The sequence below is a fragment of the Methylomicrobium agile genome (assembly GCF_000733855.1).
Taxonomy (GTDB): domain Bacteria; phylum Pseudomonadota; class Gammaproteobacteria; order Methylococcales; family Methylomonadaceae; genus Methylomicrobium; species Methylomicrobium agile.
On sequence record NZ_JPOJ01000001.1, the window covers coordinates 2,804,274 to 2,821,544 of the forward strand.

Genomic DNA, 17,271 nt, shown 5'->3' on the forward strand with positions numbered 1-17,271 from the left:
CAACCGATGTTCAGCGATGACGATATTTCGGCGCTTTGGCTGACTTTTCAGGTCGCCGGCCTGACGACCGTCCTGCTGTTGCTGCTCGGCACCCCGCTGGCCTGGTGGCTGGCGCGCACCGGATCGCGCTGGAAGGGCATCGTCAATGCCCTGATCGCGTTGCCTCTGATTTTGCCGCCCACCGTGCTCGGTTTTTATCTATTGGTGCTGCTCGGTCCGAACGGGCCGATCGGCGCCCTGATGGCGGGACTGGGCCTCGGTCCCTTGCCCTTTACCTTTAAGGGGCTCGTCGTCGCGTCGGTATTGTATTCGTTGCCGTTCGTGGTGCAGCCCTTGCATACGGCCTTTGCCGCGATCGGCCGTCAGCCCCTGGAAGCCGCCGCCACGCTGCGTGCCGGGCCGCTGGATACCTTTTTCCACATCGTGGCCCCGCTGGCGAAGCCGGGCTTTATAACCGCCGCGATACTCGGCTTCGCCCATACGGTCGGCGAATTCGGCGTGGTGTTGATGATCGGCGGCAATATTCCCGGCAAAACCCGGGTGGTTTCGGTGCAAATCTACAATCACGTCGAGGCGCTGGAATACGGCCGGGCGCATTGGCTGGCCGGCGGCTTGCTGGCTTTCAGCTTTACCGTGTTGCTGCTGTTGTTTAGCGTTTTAAAAAACCCTCCTGTTTCTCATCCAATCAAATGAGCCAGACCATCTTTACCCGCTTTCAATTGGATTACGGCGCGTTTCAGTTGGATGCCGACCTGAATCTGCCCGGATCGGGCATCAGCGTGCTGTTCGGCCCTTCCGGCTCCGGTAAGACCACTTTACTGCGCTGCATTGCCGGGCTCGAGCAACCGCCGCAGGGTTTTCTGAGCGTCAACGGCAAGATCTGGCAGGACAGCGAACGGGCCATTTTCCTGCCGCCCTATCAACGCCAGGTCGGTTATGTGTTCCAGGATGCCAATCTGTTTCCGCATTTAACGGTATTCGACAACCTGAACTTTGGCCTGAAGCGCGTTGGCCGGTCGTTTAACGGCGGCGATGTGCGGAAGACTTTAAAGCTTTTGGCGATCGACCGCTTGCTGGACCGAATGCCGGATCGGCTGTCGGGGGGAGAACGGCAACGGGTCGCCATTGCGCGTGCGCTGGTTCTCAAACCGGAATTGCTGCTGATGGATGAGCCGATGGCTTCGCTGGATTTCAAACTCAAGCAGGAGATCCTGCCGTTTTTGATCCGTTTGCGCCAGCAATTGGACATTCCGGTTTTGTATGTCACGCATTCGCAGGAGGAAGTCGCGCAGTTGGCCGATCATCTGGTGGCGATAGACGCAGGCCGCGTGCTGGCGTCGGGCCCGCTCGCCGATACGTTGGGCCGTATCGATCTGCCGATAGCGGAGGACAAGCATGCTCTGATGGTCTGGCAGGGGCGCGTCGTGGAACACGATGCCGACTATCATTTGACCCTGATCGGCTTTAGCGGCGCGGAGCTTCATCTGCCGATAGTGGCGGCGGCTATCGGCGACACGGTAAGGGTACAGATCTATGCCAGCGATGTTAGTATTTCCCTGGAAGCGCCGCGGGCGACCAGCATTCTGAACGTGCTGCCCGCCACGATCACGGACATAGCCGACAGGTTGAACGGCCAGGCAATCGTAAAGCTCGAAGTCAGTGCGCTGCCGTTGTTGGCGCATATCACCTGTAAATCCAGACAGTTACTGGATTTGCAGGTGGGCAGGCACGTTTATGTGCAGATTAAAGGCACATCCATTGTAAATTAGCGCATGGGAGATTCATCATGAAAGTCAGTGCACGCAACCAGTTCAAAGGAGTCGTCAGCGAAGTTCGCCCGGGTTCGGTATATACGGAAGTTCTCGTGCGATTGCAGGGCGGAGATACTCTCGTCGCCACGGTGACCAAGGAATCGGCCGAATCGCTCGCTATCCAGGCCGGCAAGGAAGTGATCGCGATGATCAAGGCGCCGCACGTGATCATCGTCACCGATTTCGGCGGCTACCGCATTTCGGCGCGCAACCAGCTCCAGGGAACGGTGACTCAAGTCAAGCTCGGCGCGATCAACAGCGAGGTGGACATCGAATTGAAAGGCGGCGAAACGGTGGCCGCCACGGTCACGAACGAAAGCGTCGAAGCGCTGGATTTACGCCAGGGGCAGCCGGTGACGGCGGTATTCAAAGCCGGATCGGTGATTCTGGCGGTCGCGGGATAATGAGCCATCGCCTGCGGACCGGCTCGATCCCGGCCGCAGTTCGTACCGTGGAAGGTGCCATGCTGCTGGAAATGAACGTAACACTGGGCCGCGGCCGTTTCGGCTTGTCGATGCAATTGTCGGCCAGCGCAACCTGCGTCGGCCTGTTCGGAAAATCCGGGGCCGGCAAAAGCGCGGTTTTCGATTTGATTTCCGGCGCCCTGCAACCCCAAAGCGGGCGCATCGTTCTGAACGGCAAGATTTTATCCGACAGCACCCGAGGCATCGTGATGCCCCGCGAACTGCGCCCGGTCGGCGCGGCCGCGCAGATCGACGGCGCGGGTTACGACTCGTCGGGCGACGGCTTTTCGCCGCCCGGCTGAAGACCGGGCGGTATCCTGTTGTTTCAAGGAAGTTTCTCCCTTTTTGGCCCTTACCGATGTTCATCCGGCAAATCCATTATCTGCTCGCTCTCGCCAAAACCCGACATTTCGGCCGGGCGGCCGAGCTCAGCCATGTTTCCCAGCCCGCCCTGTCGAACGCCATCCAGCATCTCGAAGAAGAACTGGGCATCACCATCATCAAGCGCGGACAGCGTTTCGAGGGTTTTACCGAGGAAGGCGAAAAAGTCTTGCAGTGGGCGCGCATTCTGGCCCAGAACTGGGAGGGCATGCGCCAGGCCGCCGTCCAGTATCGCCGGCAGCTCACCGGCGTTCTGCGCCTGGGCGCCATCCCGACGATGCTGGCCGTCACGCCGCTGCTGACCAAGCCCTGCCAGGACGAATATCCCGGCATCGCCGTCAAACTGACCTCCCTCTGCGCCGAAGAACTCATCCGGCAACTCGACGGCTTCGAGCTGGATCTGGGCCTGACCTATCTGGAGGATCCCCGGTTAAAAGGATTCCGGATTTTGCCGCTGTACCGCGAGCGGCACGTGCTGCTGGCCCGGAAGCCGGATTCCCGCCTGCTCGAAGGCCATTTGAGCTGGAACGACGTCGAAGGGCTTCCCTTGTGCCTCTTGACGCCGAACATGCAAAACCGCCATCTGATCGACGCCGCCTTCCGGCAGGCCGGGGTCGCCCCGAAGATCATGCTGGAAACCGATTCGATCTTCGCCCTGTATGCGCACGTATGCAACGTGGGCCTGTACAGTATTGTGCCGCACAGCATGCTGAGCCAGTTCGAAATGCGCCAGGAAGTGGCCGCGCTGCCGCTGGCGCCCGAGCTTTCGCGGAAAGTGGGCCTGGTCATGCGCCGCCAGGAGTTGCCCATCCCGATCCAGGACGCCGCCTGGAAAATAGCCCAAGGACTGAATTTGCAGCATTGCTTCGATTCGTTGATAATCGGCAAGTTATGAATGAGTGATAAAACCGGACGATCGCCGGGTCCGTGCGACCGGCGCGGTTTGGCCTGCGCTCCGGGGTGATCCGCCGCGGGCCGCGTGTTCCCGGAAATAAATTTTCCGCGCCCGGCACAAATGCCGATGTAAGGTTTCTAACTGAACGTACGACGCGCAGCCGTTTTATCGATAAACCGATTTTTGGAGGAGAGACTGTGAACAGGCGAAAACGCGCATCTTGCTCTTTTTTGATACTGGGCGTTTTGGCGGTTGCGGCCGGCGGGCTGCTGAATCCGCACCTGCTGGAGGGTAAAACCGTCAATCCTTCTCTGAACAAGGCGGCGGTCGGTCCGGATACCCCCTATATCGTGTTGGGGATGGGGTGCTTTTGGGGCGCCGAAAAGCGCATGCAGGCGCTGACCGGCGTGCTGGACGTCGAAGCCGGCTATGCCGGGGGCGATATGCCTTCCCCCGTTTACGAAACGCTTCACGACACCGAAAAGGCGATAGAAGAAGGCACTCCCGTCAAAAACCATGCCGAAGTGGTTAAAGTCTATTACGACCCACGGCAGACCACCCTCGAACGCGTCCTGATCCATTTTTGGGAAAACCACAATCCGACCCAGGGCAATCGCCAGGGCAACGACATCGGCAGCAATTACCGCAGCGCCGTCTTTTACCGTACCGACGAGGAACGCCGGTGGGCCGAGAAAACACGGGAAGTCTATCAACAGAGCCTGAAGAAGGTGGGTATCGCCAAGCCTATTACGACCGAAATTGCGCCGCTCAGGAACTATGCCGCCGCCGAAGATTACCATCAGGACTATCTGGAAAAGAATCCGCTCGGTTATTGCGGATTGGGAGGCATCGGCGTGGCCTATCTCGATCCGCGGACTGCCGTCGGCGGCGCGGTTCCGCATGAGGCGGCCGAAACCGGGGAGGGCGGTCAGGGTTGGCAGAATGTCGCCTTGAATGTCGGGGAACAGCTGATCGCCTTCGAAGCGGACGATTGCGGCTATTGCCGGCAATTCGACAAGGAAGTGCTTGCGGTCTGGAAAAATCCGCTTCCCATCGTGTCCACCCATTTGACGGCGCCTCCGGAAGGCTGGAAGCTGAACGGGGAATTATTCGCCACTCCCACCATCGTCCTGTTCAGAGACCGGCAGGAAGTCGCCCGCTATACCGGTTATCGGGGGGCGGGGGATTTCTGGCGGTGGTTGAGCGAAGCGGGGAAAAGCACGTAGGCGGCGTTCCAGTGGAGAAGATGTTTCCATGTCTCCGAGTCGTTCGAGAGATTTGGAAATTCGAGGCTTTTTGCATTCGATGGCATAATCTGTCAGCGCGTTGGCTTCCTAATTTATGGGCTCCTGCCAGAGCGTCCGTTGAACAATAAGCCGGCCATAGAGTCCAATGGCTTGATTCGAGGGGGTGTGGATCATGTTTTTACATGGCTTGAGAAGGCATTTCATTAGCGTCGAGGCTCTGTTTGCCGCCGCCTTGTACCCGTTTTCGGCGGTCTCCGGGAGCCGAGGCGCCCCGTTTCCCTGTTCCTCGTCCGCCCAGCCTGACGTCTGCCGGAGTCAGGATGAATCAGGCGGCTAAATCGGCCGGTTTTCGCCCGGCAGGGTTGTGGTTCTTTCTGCTGCTTTCCGGCTGCATGGTCGGCCCCGACTATGTCCGCCCTCCCGCCGAAACGGCGGCCCAATGGCTGGATTCTCGGGACGGCCGGCTCAAAACGAATTTCACCGATGTCCGGGATTGGTGGAAAACATTTGACGACCCGGTTCTTAACCGGCTCATTGAACGCGCTTATCTCGACAATCTCGATCTCCGCGTCGCCGGCGTGCGAATACTCGAGGCCCGCGCACAACTGGCCATCGCAACCGGCGATCTTTATCCGCAAAATCAGCAACTGACCGGTTCGCTGAACGAGATCCACCTCAGCCAGCGTGCCTCGCAGGCCGCTTTTTCCCATATTTTCGATTATGCCCAGACCCAGCTTGGCCTGACCGCCAGCTGGGAAATCGACTTCTGGGGTAAATTCCGCCGCGCCATCGAATCGGCGGATGCCGAATTCCAGGCGGCGGTGGCCAATTACAACGCCGGGTTGGTCAGTCTCACGGCCGATGTGGCGCATGCGTATATCACGATCCGGACGTTTGAAAAACGCCTGGGCATTGCGCGGCAAAACGTCGATACGCAGCAGGCCAACCTGCAGCTTGCAAAAATCCGCTATGAGGGCGGCACGACTTCCGAGCGCGATGTCGAACAGGCCAGGACGGTGTTGGCAAGCACCGAGGCTTCCATTCCTACGCTCGAGATCGAACTTCGCCGGCAGCAGAACGCGTTGAATTTTCTGCTGGGCATGGCGCCGGGCCGGATCGGCGATTTGCTGAGCGGCAATGCGCAAATTCCCGCCCCTCCCGCGGAGGTGGTCGTGGGCGTGCCGGCCGATCTGCTGCGCCGCCGCCCCGATGTCCGCGCCGCCGAACGGCGTGCCGCCGCCCAGTCCGCAAGCGTCGGCGTGACCCAGGCGGCTCTTTATCCGGCTTTTTCGCTGACCGGCACTTTCGGTTTACTCTCGACCGATGTCGGCTCGTTCGCGCTGAGCGATGTTTTCTTATGGAAAAGCCGGACCGCCAACTTCGGGCCGGCGCTGCAATGGAACATCTTCAACTACGGGCAAATCACCAATCAAGTCCGGGTACAGGACGCCCGGCTGCAGGCCTTGCTGATCGGCTATCAGAATACCGTGCTCGCCGCGCAGCGCGAAGTGGAAGACAACTTGGTGGCGTTCCTGCGCTCCCAGGAGCGCGCCCGGTCTTTGGTGAAAAGTATCACGGCCGCGCGGCATTCGCTGGAACTGGCCACCTTGCAGTACCGGCAGGGCATCACCGATTTTACGACCGTGTTGACGGCCCAGCAGGCGCTGCTGAACGAACAAGACAGCCTCGCCGTCACGTTGGGCGACATCTCGAACAATCTGGTGGGCGTATACCGGGCCCTCGGAGGCGGGTGGCAGATTCGCGAAGGCAAGGATGCGGTGCCCGTTTTCGTCAAGGAGGAAATGGCAAAGCGTACCGATTGGGGCGGGTTGTTGTCGCCTGCCGCGCAACCGTCGCCGGATGCCCGGAAATCTTCGGGCATCGGTTGGCCTCGCTGGTAAATGGGAGCGAAGATTGCTATGAGGAAATACAACATCGCGGCATTCGTAGGAGGCGCCATGCTCTTTGCGGGCGGTTGCGAAGAAAAGAATGCCTATGTGCCGCCGCCTCCCCCGGAAGTCACCGTCAGCCTACCGGTTCATCGGCAGGTGAGGGAATACCTGGAGTTTACCGGCAATACCCAGGCCTTCAATACGGTCCAGCTGGTCGCGCGCGTGCAGGGTTATCTGGAAAAGGTTTTTTTTCACGACGGCGAGAGCGTAAAGAAAGATCAGCCGCTGTTCCTGATCCAGCAGGATACTTATCAGGCCAAGCTGAAGCAGGCGGAAGCGCAAGTGCTGCAGCAAAAAGCCAGCCTCGACCATGCCCAAACCGAGCTGGCGCGGTTCACGGGCCTGGTGCGGCAACATGCGGCCGCCCAGACCGATGCGGACCGGTGGCGATTCGAGCGGGATAACGCCAAAGCCGCGCTGATCGCCGCCGAAGCCAAACGCGATCTGGCCGGATTGGATCTGGATTATACGAAAGTCGTGGTCCCTTTCGACGGCCGGATCGACCGCCGGCTCAAGGATCCCGGCAACCTGGTCGGCGCCGGCGAGTTTACGCCGCTGGCGCGCATCAACCAGATAGATCCCATCTATGTTTATTTCACGATCAACGAAGCGGACCTGCTGAAGGTGATCAGGCAAACCCGGATCGATCCGGGGGAAGCCGAAAAAATGAAAATCCCCGCCTACCTCGCCCTGTCCGACGAAAAAGATTATCCCCATACCGGCCATCTCGATTTCACCGCGATTTCGGTGACCCCGACGACGGGCACATTGCTGCTGCGGGCCCGTTTTTCGAATGCCGACGGTACGATTCTGCCGGGATTGTTCGCGAAGGTTCGGGTTCTCGTGGTCAACTCGGAAAAAACGGCGCTGGTGGTGCCGGAAACGGCGGTGGGTTACGATCAACTGGGTTCCTATCTGCTGGTCGTGGACAGTAATGACCGCGTCGAACGGCGGCCGGTCAAGCTTGGGGTTCAAACGGATGAGGACCGGGTAATCGAAGAGGGAATCGACGATCGGGATCGGATCATCGTCACGGGCCTGCTGCACGCCGTTCCGGGAAATCAAGTGGCTCCCAGACCGAAAGCGTCGACGAAAACGGAAGGCGGCAAGGGCGTTGCTGCGGGTCCGGCCGAACCAGGGAAGACATCCCCATGATTTCCCGCTATTTTATCGAACGCCCCATTTTTGCGAACGTCATCGCGATCGTCACGGTCATTCTGGGGCTGGTCTGTTTTGTGAACCTGCCCGTGTCGCAATACCCCCCCATCGTGCCGCCGACCATTCAGGTAACGTCCCGCTATCCGGGGGCCAGCGCCGAGGTGGTGGCGGCCACGGTCGGCATTCCGATCGAGCAGGCGGTCAACGGCGTGGAGAATTCGCTGTACATGTCCTCGACCAGCGCCAGCGACGGCAGCTACACCTTGACGATTACGTTCAATGTGGGCACCGATCTGAATACCTCGATGGCGTTGGTGCAAAACCTGGTCAACAGCGCCTTGCCTCAGCTCCCTTCCTCGGTGCAGCCGCAGGGCGTTACGGTCAAAAAAGTGTCCACGGACATCCTGCTGGTGGTCGGGCTGTATTCGGAAGACGACCGTTACGACGAAACCTTCCTTTCCAATTACGCAGTGATCAATCTGCAAAACCCGCTGGCGCGTTTGCCCGGCGTCGGCCAGATTGCGGTGCGGGGCGCCGGGCCTTACAGCATGCGGGTCTGGTTGAATCCGGAAAAGCTTCGTTATTTCAGCCTGACCACGCTCGACGTGATCGGCGCCATCCAGAGCCAGAATCTGCAAGTGGCCGCAGGGCAATTGGGCGGCCCGCCTGCGCCGGTAAACCAGGCTTTCCAGTTTACGGTCAATTCGCTCGGCCGGTTGGCCGATGTCTCGCAGTTCGAGAATATCGTGATCAAGAGCGCCCGCAGCGAATCGGCGCAAATCGTGCGCATCCGCGATGTCGCCCGCGTCGAGCTCAGCCGTCAGAGTTACAGCAATTTTTCTCAGTCCAGCGGGCATAAGGCGGCCGTGATGCCGGTATTTACCCTGCCCGGCGCCAACGCGCTCGATGTCGCGGAAGAAGTGAAGCAGGCGATGGCGAAGATGAGCAAGGATTTTCCGCCGGGCCTGAGCTACGAAATTCGTTACGATACCACCAAGTTCGTTCGCAGCGCGATCCACGACGTCTACATCACGCTGTTCGAGGCCGGCATCCTGGTGCTCGTGGTCGTCGTGCTGTTCCTGCAGGACTGGCGGGCGACCCTGGTACCCGCCACCACCGTCCCGGTCACGCTGATCGGCGCATTCGCGGCGATGGCCCTGCTGGGTTTCGGGATCAATCTGTTGACCCTGTTCGCACTGATTCTGGCGGTCGGCATCGTGGTCGACGATGCGATCGTGATCGTCGAGAACGCTTCGTTTCATATCGAACAAGGCTTGTCCCCTAAAGACGCCACGATCAAGGCGATGCAGGAAATCACCGGGCCGATCATGGGGATTACGCTGGTGCTGGCTTCGGTGTTTCTGCCGGCCGCCTTTCTGCCGGGCATTACCGGCCAACTGTTCCGCCAGTTCGCCTTGATCATCGCCTCCACCGCCATCATCAGCGCGATCAATGCCCTGACGCTTAAACCGGCCCAGTGCGCGCTATGGCTGCGGCCGGCCCGAAACAAGGAGAGCAACTGGTTTTTCCGAGGCTTCAACAAGGCTTACGGCGGGTTCGAGCATGCCTACGTGCGGCTGGTGAGCTGGATGGTGCGGCGGGCCGTTGCGATGACGCTGCTGTACGCGCTGATCATTGCGGTCAGCGTTTGGCGGTTTGCCTACCATCCGACCGGTTTTTTACCGACCGAAGACCAAGGTTATGCGATGGTGATCACGCAGCTTCCGGACGCTGCCTCGCAGCCGCGCGTCGTCGCCCTGACCGAGCAGCTGAATCGAATTCTGCATAAAACCCGGGGTGTGGACGCCTGGGTGACGATCGGCGGCTTGTCCATACTGGACAGCGCCAACGTCTCCAACATGATCACCACGTTTATCGTCTTCGAAGACTGGAACAAGCGCGGGAAGGACTTGAGCCAGGACGCGATCACCGCCCATCTGCGCCGGGAACTGGCGGCCATCGAAGAATCCCGGTCCATCGTACTGATCCCTCCGCCGATCCGGGGGCTGGGGCAGGGCGGCGGTTTCCAATTGATGGTGGAAGACCGCCAGAGTCTGGGACTTGCCGAGTTGCAAAAAACGGTCGACGAAGTCATCCGCGCGGGCAACAGCCAGTCCGGCCTGCGGAATTTGACTTCTACGTTCAATGCGCGCAGCCCGCAGCTGTTTCTGGACATCGACAGAATCAAGGTGGAATCGCTCGACATCCCGCTCAACAACGTGTTTTCGACGCTGCAGACTTATTTGGGCTCGTCCTTCGTCAATCTTTTCAACAAATTCAACCAAGTGTTCCAGGTTTATGTGCAGGCCGACGCGCCGTTTCGCGCCCAGCCGGAAGACATCAAAAACCTTTATGTGCGGAACGGACAGGGCGAAATGGTGCCGTTGGGCACCCTGCTGGAGGTGAACAGAACGGTGGGCCCCGAACTGGTATTGCGCTACAACCTTTATCCGTCTGCGCAAATCTACGGCATTGCTGCCACCGGGTTCAGTTCCGGGCAAGCGTTAAAACTGATGGAGCAACTGGCGGCGAAAACCTTGCCGAAAGGGATCGGTTTCGACTGGACCGCGACTTCCTACCAGGAAAAGCAGGTGGGCAAGCAGGCCTACTTCATTTACGGCCTTTCGATCGTCCTGGTCTTCATGGTGCTCGCGGCTTTATACGAAAGCTGGACCAGTCCCCTGGCCGTGGTGCTGGTGGTGCCCATGGCCCTGGTCGGCGTGCTGCTGGCTTTGATGATGCGGGGATTCGACAACAATCTCTACACCCAGGTCGGTCTGATCCTGATGATCGGTCTGGCCTGCAAGAACGCGATCCTGATCGTCGAATTCGCCCGGCAGCTCCAGGCCGAAGGGAGGGACGCGGCGGAGGCGGCGGTGGAGGCCACGCGCCGCCGCTTTCGCCCTATTGTGATGACGTCTTTCGCCTTCATTATGGGCGTGGTGCCGTTGCTGGGCGCCTCCGAAGCCGGCGCAGCCAGCCAACAGGCCATCGGCACGGTGGTGTTCGGCGGAATGTTGTCTTCGACGCTGTTGGCGATTCCGTTCGTGCCCGTGCTTTATGTGGTCTTGGTGCGGTTGTCGGCCTGGACTGCCGGCCTCATCTCGGAAAAAAGCGCCGCCGGGGAGAAGAGCCTTAAATGAAGGGTCTGGTACATTTAGTGGCAGCGGTATAGTCGCCGCGCGCATGCGCCGTTTTCGCCAATGCCGGACCCCGCCCGGACGGCGAACCTGTAATGAATCGAACCTTGTTTTCTTGCGGCCTGCGATGTTGCCGGGGTCAAGCTGCGGGTTGGCGATATGGACTGAGTATTTGGCCGATCGTTACTTCCCCCTCTCGTTCCCCCGCCGAGCGCTTATCGTGGTACCCCCTTGCCAACTGGGGTTACCCTCCAAAGGGCACAAACCGCCGTAGGGTACGCTCGACTGCTGGGATGCAGGAGATAGAGCAATGCAGGAGCAATTGCCGAGTGCGTACCTTTTCACCCATGGTACGCACAGCGTACCCTACAGCTGAAGGTTGCGTTTAAAGCACGTCTCTACCCCGTTGCCGCCGCGCCATGTGTTTCATGACGCGCCGTTCGTCCGCCAGACGCCTCGAAGAGGAATGAATTTGTTCCTGCACATTACCCGAAAACGTTCCGGGCGCTTGAGCGATACGCCCGTTTTCCGCCATCCGGCAAGGTATTTGCCGATTCCGTCCGCCGTTTTCCCGTGTCCCCGGCCGCCCGCGCAGGCCCCGGTTTTACTGCCGATAACCGTAAGTTATTAAAGCATAGGCCGAAACGATTGGACGCCCGCCACGTCTAAAGTGAACAATAGGCGTACCCGGCCGGCCGGGATAAAGAAAGGCATACCTTCGAGGGATGTGCCCCCGTTATCCAATCAACATTGAGGTAAACATCAAATGGCTAAAATTATTTGCGTACTTTATGACGATCCCGTCGATGGCTATCCTACTTCTTACGCGCGCGACGACTTGCCGCAGCCCGAGCGTTATCCGGACGGGCAGACGCTCCCTACTCCTCACGCGATTGACTTCAAACCCGGCGCGCTGTTGGGTAGCGTGTCGGGAGAACTGGGATTGCGCAAATACCTGGAATCAAATGGTCATACTCTGGTGGTGACCTCCAGCAAGGATGGTGCCGACAGCGTGCTGGACCGCGAACTGCACGATGCCGAAATCGTGATTTCCCAGCCGTTCTGGCCGGCCTACATGACCGCCGAACGCATCGCCAAGGCAAAGAATCTGAAAATGATCGTGACCGCTGGCATCGGCTCTGACCATACCGACCTGCAGGCGGCGATAGAGCACGGCATTACCGTGGCCGAAGTCACCTACTGCAATAGCCACAGCGTCGCCGAACACGTGATGATGATGACGCTGGCCTTGGTTCGCAATTACATCCCTTCTTACAACTGGGTGATCAAAGGTGGCTGGAATATCGCCGACTGCGTGGCGCGCTCTTACGATCTGGAAGCGATGAACGTCGGCACCGTGGCCGCGGGCCGCATCGGCTTGCGCGTGCTGCGCCTGCTGAAACCTTTCGACGTGAAGCTGCATTATCTGGATCGCCATCGCCTGCCGGAAGCGGTCGAAAAGGAACTTAACCTGACCTATCATTCTAGCCTGGAAAGCCTGACCAAAGTGTGCGATGTAGTGACGCTGAACTGTCCGCTGCATCCCGAGACCGAACACATGATCAACGAGCAGACGCTGAAAAATTTCAAACGCGGCGCCTATCTGATCAACACCGCGCGTGGCAAGCTGTGCGACCGCGACGCGATCGTCAATGCGCTGGAAAGCGGCCAATTGGCAGGCTATGCCGGCGATGTTTGGTTTCCTCAACCCGCTCCGCAAGATCACCCTTGGCGTACCATGCCACATCACGGCATGACTCCGCATATCTCGGGCACCAGTTTGTCGGCGCAGACCCGTTACGCTGCCGGCACCCGGGAAATTCTGGAGTGTTACTTCGAAGGTCGGCCGATTCGCGATGAATACCTGATCGTTCAAGGCGGCCAGTTGGCCGGCGTCGGCGCGCATTCCTACAGCAAAGGTAACGCCACCGGCGGTTCCGAAGAAGCCGCCAAATACAAGAAAGACTGAGCGGTTTGGATCCTACGGCGGGGAACGCCGAAAGGCGTTCTCCCGTTTTCGCGGACACTAATCCGCAGGGTGACAGTTTGGAGCAGAGATGACGAGCAGAATCGAGGTAACCGAAAAAATCATCGCCACTAAGGTCGGCCGCGGCTTGAAGTGGTCCGATGTGGCGGCCAAAGTCGGCCTGAGCAAGGAGTGGGTGACGGCCGCCTGCCTCGGCCAGATGACGCTGACGCCGGCGCAAGCCGCGATTGTCGGTGAAATTTTCGGGTTGAGCGAAGAAGAGCGGCGATGGCTGACCGTCGTGCCTTACAAGGGCGCGTCGGCCGACGCCAAACCGGGCGATCCGCTGATCTACCGTTTTTACGAATTGGTCAGCGTCTACGGACCCACGCTGAAAGAGTTGATTCACGAAGAATTTGGCGACGGCATCATGAGCGCGATCGATTTCAGAATGGATCTGCGCCGCGAGCCGGACCCAAACGGCGACCGGGTCAACATTACCCTGTCCGGAAAATTCCTGCCCTACAAGACTTATTGACGTGCGTGAAAGGGGACAGACGCGATTATCGGAGAGTAATCGCGTCTGCTCTCGTTTTATGTCAAGGACCCTGTCGCTACGGCTCCCGGCGAATGGACCGAAGCGGCGATCATGCTTCGGAATGTTGCGATGATTCGAAACCATAAGCGCATTCAATCATTGGGCATATGGGGCACAAAAAGCAAGAATGCCTGACTTACCGGGCAGTGCGATAGACAATCTGTAAATGCGCCGGCAGCCGCTCGGGCGGATAGGTTTTATTGCGAAGCTTGCCCAGGCGCCACCACCAGCGCGTTAGCGGCTGGTTGTCATCGTCGGTCAGTCATTGTGGGTCGATGCCCTCCAGCGTCAGCGCGTACTCAATCGCGCCGGCATCAATCTCGGACAGCTTGGCCTGTTCCACAGCCCTCAATTCCAATCGGTCAATGCGGTCGCGCACCTCGCGCAGCACCGGCCCTTCGCCCATTTCCAGGCAAAAATCGACCTGCAGGCGGTGGCCCTTCAATCGGTCGGCATACGGGTATGCCATAAATGATTGCTTTGTTGCGTTAAGGATTTCGCTAAAAATAACGTCCCGGTGTGTCGAAAGCCCATTGCGAGGAGAAGCGGCTTCAGCCGCGATTGGGATGTCTGCCGTGGTTAAGGCCGTTCCCCCAACGCTCATTTGCCCATCCACTTGTGCAGCAGGCGCTTTTTCAGGGATGTGCGTTCTTGAGGGCTGTGTCCCTGGCGGTTGGCGATGCGTTCGGCTATCGCCGCTTGGTGTGTAATGGTGTAATGGGCCAGTAGAAGCGGCCATCCTTACCCATTGACCACACATTGCCGACCTGATTTTCCAGCAAGGGCAGATGGGCGTTCAACGCTTCCGGCGATGCGCTGGCCAATGCGATGCGCTCGCGGGTTCGCCAGCGCCGATGCCAGCGCTTCTTGTCCTTGCGTTCGCTACGGCAGGTCGTGTGGCCGACGATGGGAGTTTTGCGGCGACTACGGCTCATGATTCGGCAAGTCCTCGAACATTCAGAACTGAGCCCATGCCTCGGCCCTCAAGCACAGTGCGGATGACCGTATGGACTTCTTACTTTATCGAAATTCGCGCGGATGATAAGCAGAGAAAAATGGAATTTCAAGCGCTATTTTCGAGAATCGCAACGTCTTTTTGCCGTGCCATGCGGGATGCATTGGCGGACCGGCAGTTCGTGCCATGTTTTTTATATTGTTATGTGCCATTTAAGGGCGTATCGTCAACTCATCGAGTTATTCTGGTGCGTTGAGTGTAGTGCTCGACGCGCTTCCCGCATGGGTTCCGCGAGATTTTCATTGTGGCCCGATTATTGCTATACCATGCCGGATATATTTTTTGAAGTATACTCGCTTCGATTCCGCTTGGAGTGGGTTGAAGCTTTCTTTGACACAATTTCAAACACTGCACTGGCGAACAGCGTGGGGCACCCGATCATTTTAAACGGGAGTCTCCTTGCCGGATTCATGCGCGCCGGTCAGAACACAACGGAAAAATCATGCGTATCCCTGTTTTATTATTGGCCTCAATGCTGTTGCCTCAGATGACCCGGGCCGAGGACGATATTGTTTTGAACGAGGTCACGGTGAACTCTTCGGCGCGCAATATGGAAGTGATGGTGTCCGAGCCGCAGCCGACGCCCAAGAGCAGCGTCACACGGGAAGGGCTCGATCTGCTGGGCGGCCCGGCGCAGACCAGCCTCTACGCCCCACTGAATCTGGTGCCGTCGTTCAACTACGAGAGCCCCGATCCCTACGGACTGACCCCGACGCGCAACATCAATATCCGCGGCAAAAGCGATTTTCATGTGACCCGCAATATCGAAGGACTGCCGGTGACCGGCATTGTCGGCGGCACCGATCTGATCGATCTCGAAAACGTCGGCCAGGTCGACGTGTACCGCGGCGGCATGCCCGCCAATCAGGGGCTTGGCATATCCAATGCCACCGGCGCGGTCGACCAACTATTGTTTGGGCCTCGGGACGACTTCGGCGTGATCGGCAAATAGGCGGTCGGTTCGTTCGGCTTTCGCCGGTCGTTTGCCCGTATCGACACGGGCAAGCTGTCCGCCACGGGCACCCGCGCTTTCATCTCGGGGTCGACCTCCGCGACGGACAAATGGAAAGGTGCGGGGGACATATCGCGCGACAACGTGATGCTGGGCATCAGCCAGCCCTTCGGCGACCGGGTCAAACTGGATCTCGACGTGGTCTATAACAAATTCTCGGGCCATACCTACCGTCCATTGACCTATGGCCAGGTACAAAATCTTCGCGCCAATTACTACAACGACTATAACACGACGTTAACGGGCAAATCCTCGACGGACGCCAATTATTACGACGCCAACCGCTCGGAATACGAGAATTATGCGGCCCTGGCCAAGATCGATTTCAAACTGGCGGAAGGCCACCATCTCCTGCTGAAACCTTACTATTGGAACAGCGACGGCACCACCTATTCGGCCAGCGGTGCCAATGTGCAGAACTGGCGTCAGCAGAACGACAACCTGGGCGGCGTGCTGGAATACCAGGGCCGTTTCGGACCCCATACGGATCTGGTGGTCGGCTACTGGGCGCAATCGATGGCGCCGCCTCCGCCGCCGACCGACCAGACGCTGAACAGGGTAAATGCCGACGGCAGCCTGAGTTTCGTCAGGCGGTCCACACTGGCCAAAATCGACCCATTCATCGTCAACAGCCCTTATTTCCAACTGACCGAAACCCTTGGCCAAACCGTCGTGAGCGGCGGTTTGCGCTATATGGACCTCGGTGTGTCTAAAATGCGGTATTACAAGACCACAGGGTTGCCGGACGTGTCCTACGATCAGATCTGGGCCTACAATCCAGCGCCCGATACTAACGCCGCCATAGTCGAAAAGAATTATGGCGAGTTTTTGCCCAACTTCGGTATTCGCCAGCAATTTAACGCGGAGTGGGGCGCCGGCATTTCCTATGGCCGCCGGTTCGGCCGTCCCGACTGGGGGCCTCAAGCGAGCAATTACATCAGCAAAGAAGCGGCCTTTGTTGCCCGAGGCATCACCCTTCAAAACCTCGTCGACCGGGTGAAGCCGGAATTATCCGATCAGATCGATTTGAGCGCCAGCTACAAGCACGGCGGGTTCAATGTCGTGACGACGCTGTTCGGCGCGAAAAACCAAAATCGGCAGGTCCTGGTCACCGATCCGTCCTTGGGCGGACTCTCCTATTACCAGGGGACGGCCAAGACCACGCAATACGGGATCGAGTTTGAGGCCGGATACCAGCTGAACGAATCCCTGGCCTTTTTCGGCTCTGGCACGGTGGCGTCGGAAACCTATGATGAAAATACCCCGACCCTAGCCGGAGGAAAATATCTGGGCACCAAAGGCAAACAGATTCCCAACACGGCTCATACGATGTTTAAAGGCGGGCTCATCTACCGTTGGCGCGATTTGATGATTTCGCCTATCGTGCGCAATGTCGGGAAGCGTTACGGCGATTCGGCGCAAACCGAAGACGTCAAGGGCTACACGGTCTTCGATTTAAACGCCGGCTACCGTATCTGGCGCAGCATCGAGCTTTCGATGAGCCTGCAAAACGTGTTCAACCGCCGTTATGTCTCGCAGATCTCGGCGAACGATTTCAATTTGAACAGCGCCACGGCCTACTACGTCGGCGCGCCCAGAACGCTGGCCTTTACCTTGAGCGGAAGGTTCTGA

At 58.7% G+C, this 17,271-nt stretch carries 15 protein-coding genes; 13 read left to right on the forward strand and 2 right to left on the reverse strand.

Annotation, left to right across the window (positions count from 1 at the left end):
- Positions 1–6: 6 nt before the first annotated feature.
- The 11 genes from modB to cynS all read left to right on the forward strand — a co-directional run bounded on the left by modB (position 7) and on the right by cynS (position 13,552).
- Positions 7–693 (forward strand): molybdate ABC transporter permease subunit, encoded by a 687-nt coding sequence (gene modB / locus CC94_RS0113350; protein ID WP_005370572.1) that lies wholly within the window; start codon positions 7–9, stop codon positions 691–693.
- The gene (gene modC, locus CC94_RS0113355) at positions 690–1,769 is read left to right on the forward strand and encodes a molybdenum ABC transporter ATP-binding protein (RefSeq protein WP_005370574.1); all 1,080 of its coding nucleotides are present in this window, start codon (positions 690–692) and stop codon (positions 1,767–1,769) included. The genes modB and modC overlap by 4 nt, the downstream gene beginning before the upstream one ends.
- 17 nt (positions 1,770–1,786) lie before the next feature.
- Entirely contained in the window at positions 1,787–2,215 is a 429-nt protein-coding gene (locus CC94_RS0113360) for a TOBE domain-containing protein (protein WP_005370578.1), read from the forward strand.
- Positions 2,215–2,577 (forward strand): ATP-binding cassette domain-containing protein, encoded by a 363-nt coding sequence (locus CC94_RS22400; RefSeq protein ID WP_005370579.1) that lies wholly within the window; start codon positions 2,215–2,217, stop codon positions 2,575–2,577. Before CC94_RS0113360 ends, CC94_RS22400 begins: the two co-directional genes overlap by 1 nt.
- A 56-nt stretch (positions 2,578–2,633) precedes the next feature.
- The gene (locus CC94_RS0113370) at positions 2,634–3,551 is read left to right on the forward strand and encodes a LysR family transcriptional regulator (protein WP_031431239.1); all 918 of its coding nucleotides are present in this window, start codon (positions 2,634–2,636) and stop codon (positions 3,549–3,551) included.
- A gap of 197 nt (positions 3,552–3,748) precedes the next feature.
- The gene (msrA, locus tag CC94_RS0113375; RefSeq protein WP_005370581.1) at positions 3,749–4,777 is read left to right on the forward strand and encodes a peptide-methionine (S)-S-oxide reductase MsrA; all 1,029 of its coding nucleotides are present in this window, start codon (positions 3,749–3,751) and stop codon (positions 4,775–4,777) included.
- Between the two features lie 341 nt (positions 4,778–5,118).
- Positions 5,119–6,699, forward strand: coding sequence for an efflux transporter outer membrane subunit (locus CC94_RS0113380; protein ID WP_005370582.1), 1,581 nt, complete (start codon positions 5,119–5,121; stop codon positions 6,697–6,699).
- A 57-nt stretch (positions 6,700–6,756) separates the two neighbouring features.
- Entirely contained in the window at positions 6,757–7,905 is a 1,149-nt protein-coding gene (locus tag CC94_RS0113385; RefSeq protein WP_245619750.1) for an efflux RND transporter periplasmic adaptor subunit, read from the forward strand.
- Positions 7,902–11,051, forward strand: coding sequence for an efflux RND transporter permease subunit (locus tag CC94_RS0113390; RefSeq protein ID WP_031431241.1), 3,150 nt, complete (start codon positions 7,902–7,904; stop codon positions 11,049–11,051). The genes CC94_RS0113385 and CC94_RS0113390 overlap by 4 nt, the downstream gene beginning before the upstream one ends.
- A gap of 763 nt (positions 11,052–11,814) precedes the next feature.
- On the forward strand, positions 11,815–13,017 hold the full coding sequence (locus CC94_RS0113395; protein ID WP_031431242.1) for an NAD-dependent formate dehydrogenase: 1,203 nt from the start codon (positions 11,815–11,817) through the stop codon (positions 13,015–13,017).
- An 88-nt stretch (positions 13,018–13,105) separates the two neighbouring features.
- Positions 13,106–13,552, forward strand: a complete 447-nt coding sequence (gene cynS, locus CC94_RS0113400; protein WP_005370586.1) for a cyanase — start codon at positions 13,106–13,108, stop codon at positions 13,550–13,552.
- Positions 13,553–13,874: 322 nt separating this feature from the next.
- On the opposite strand, the gene CC94_RS0113405 is transcribed toward cynS, so the two are convergent.
- Positions 13,875–14,081 carry a hypothetical protein gene (locus CC94_RS0113405; protein WP_031431244.1) on the reverse strand — a complete coding sequence of 69 codons (207 nt, stop codon included), beginning with the start codon at positions 14,079–14,081 and terminating at the stop codon, positions 13,875–13,877.
- Positions 14,082–14,301: 220 nt separating this feature from the next.
- Positions 14,302–14,547, reverse strand: coding sequence for a hypothetical protein (locus tag CC94_RS21585; RefSeq protein ID WP_425357665.1), 246 nt, complete (start codon positions 14,545–14,547; stop codon positions 14,302–14,304).
- A gap of 522 nt (positions 14,548–15,069) precedes the next feature.
- Between CC94_RS21585 and CC94_RS22405 the strand changes: the two genes are divergently transcribed.
- Together CC94_RS22405 and CC94_RS21590 are read left to right on the forward strand one after the other, a co-directional pair.
- Positions 15,070–15,579, forward strand: coding sequence for a TonB-dependent receptor plug domain-containing protein (locus tag CC94_RS22405; protein ID WP_051911498.1), 510 nt, complete (start codon positions 15,070–15,072; stop codon positions 15,577–15,579).
- 147 nt (positions 15,580–15,726) lie between these two features.
- Positions 15,727–17,271, forward strand: a complete 1,545-nt coding sequence (locus CC94_RS21590) for a TonB-dependent receptor (protein ID WP_051040344.1) — start codon at positions 15,727–15,729, stop codon at positions 17,269–17,271.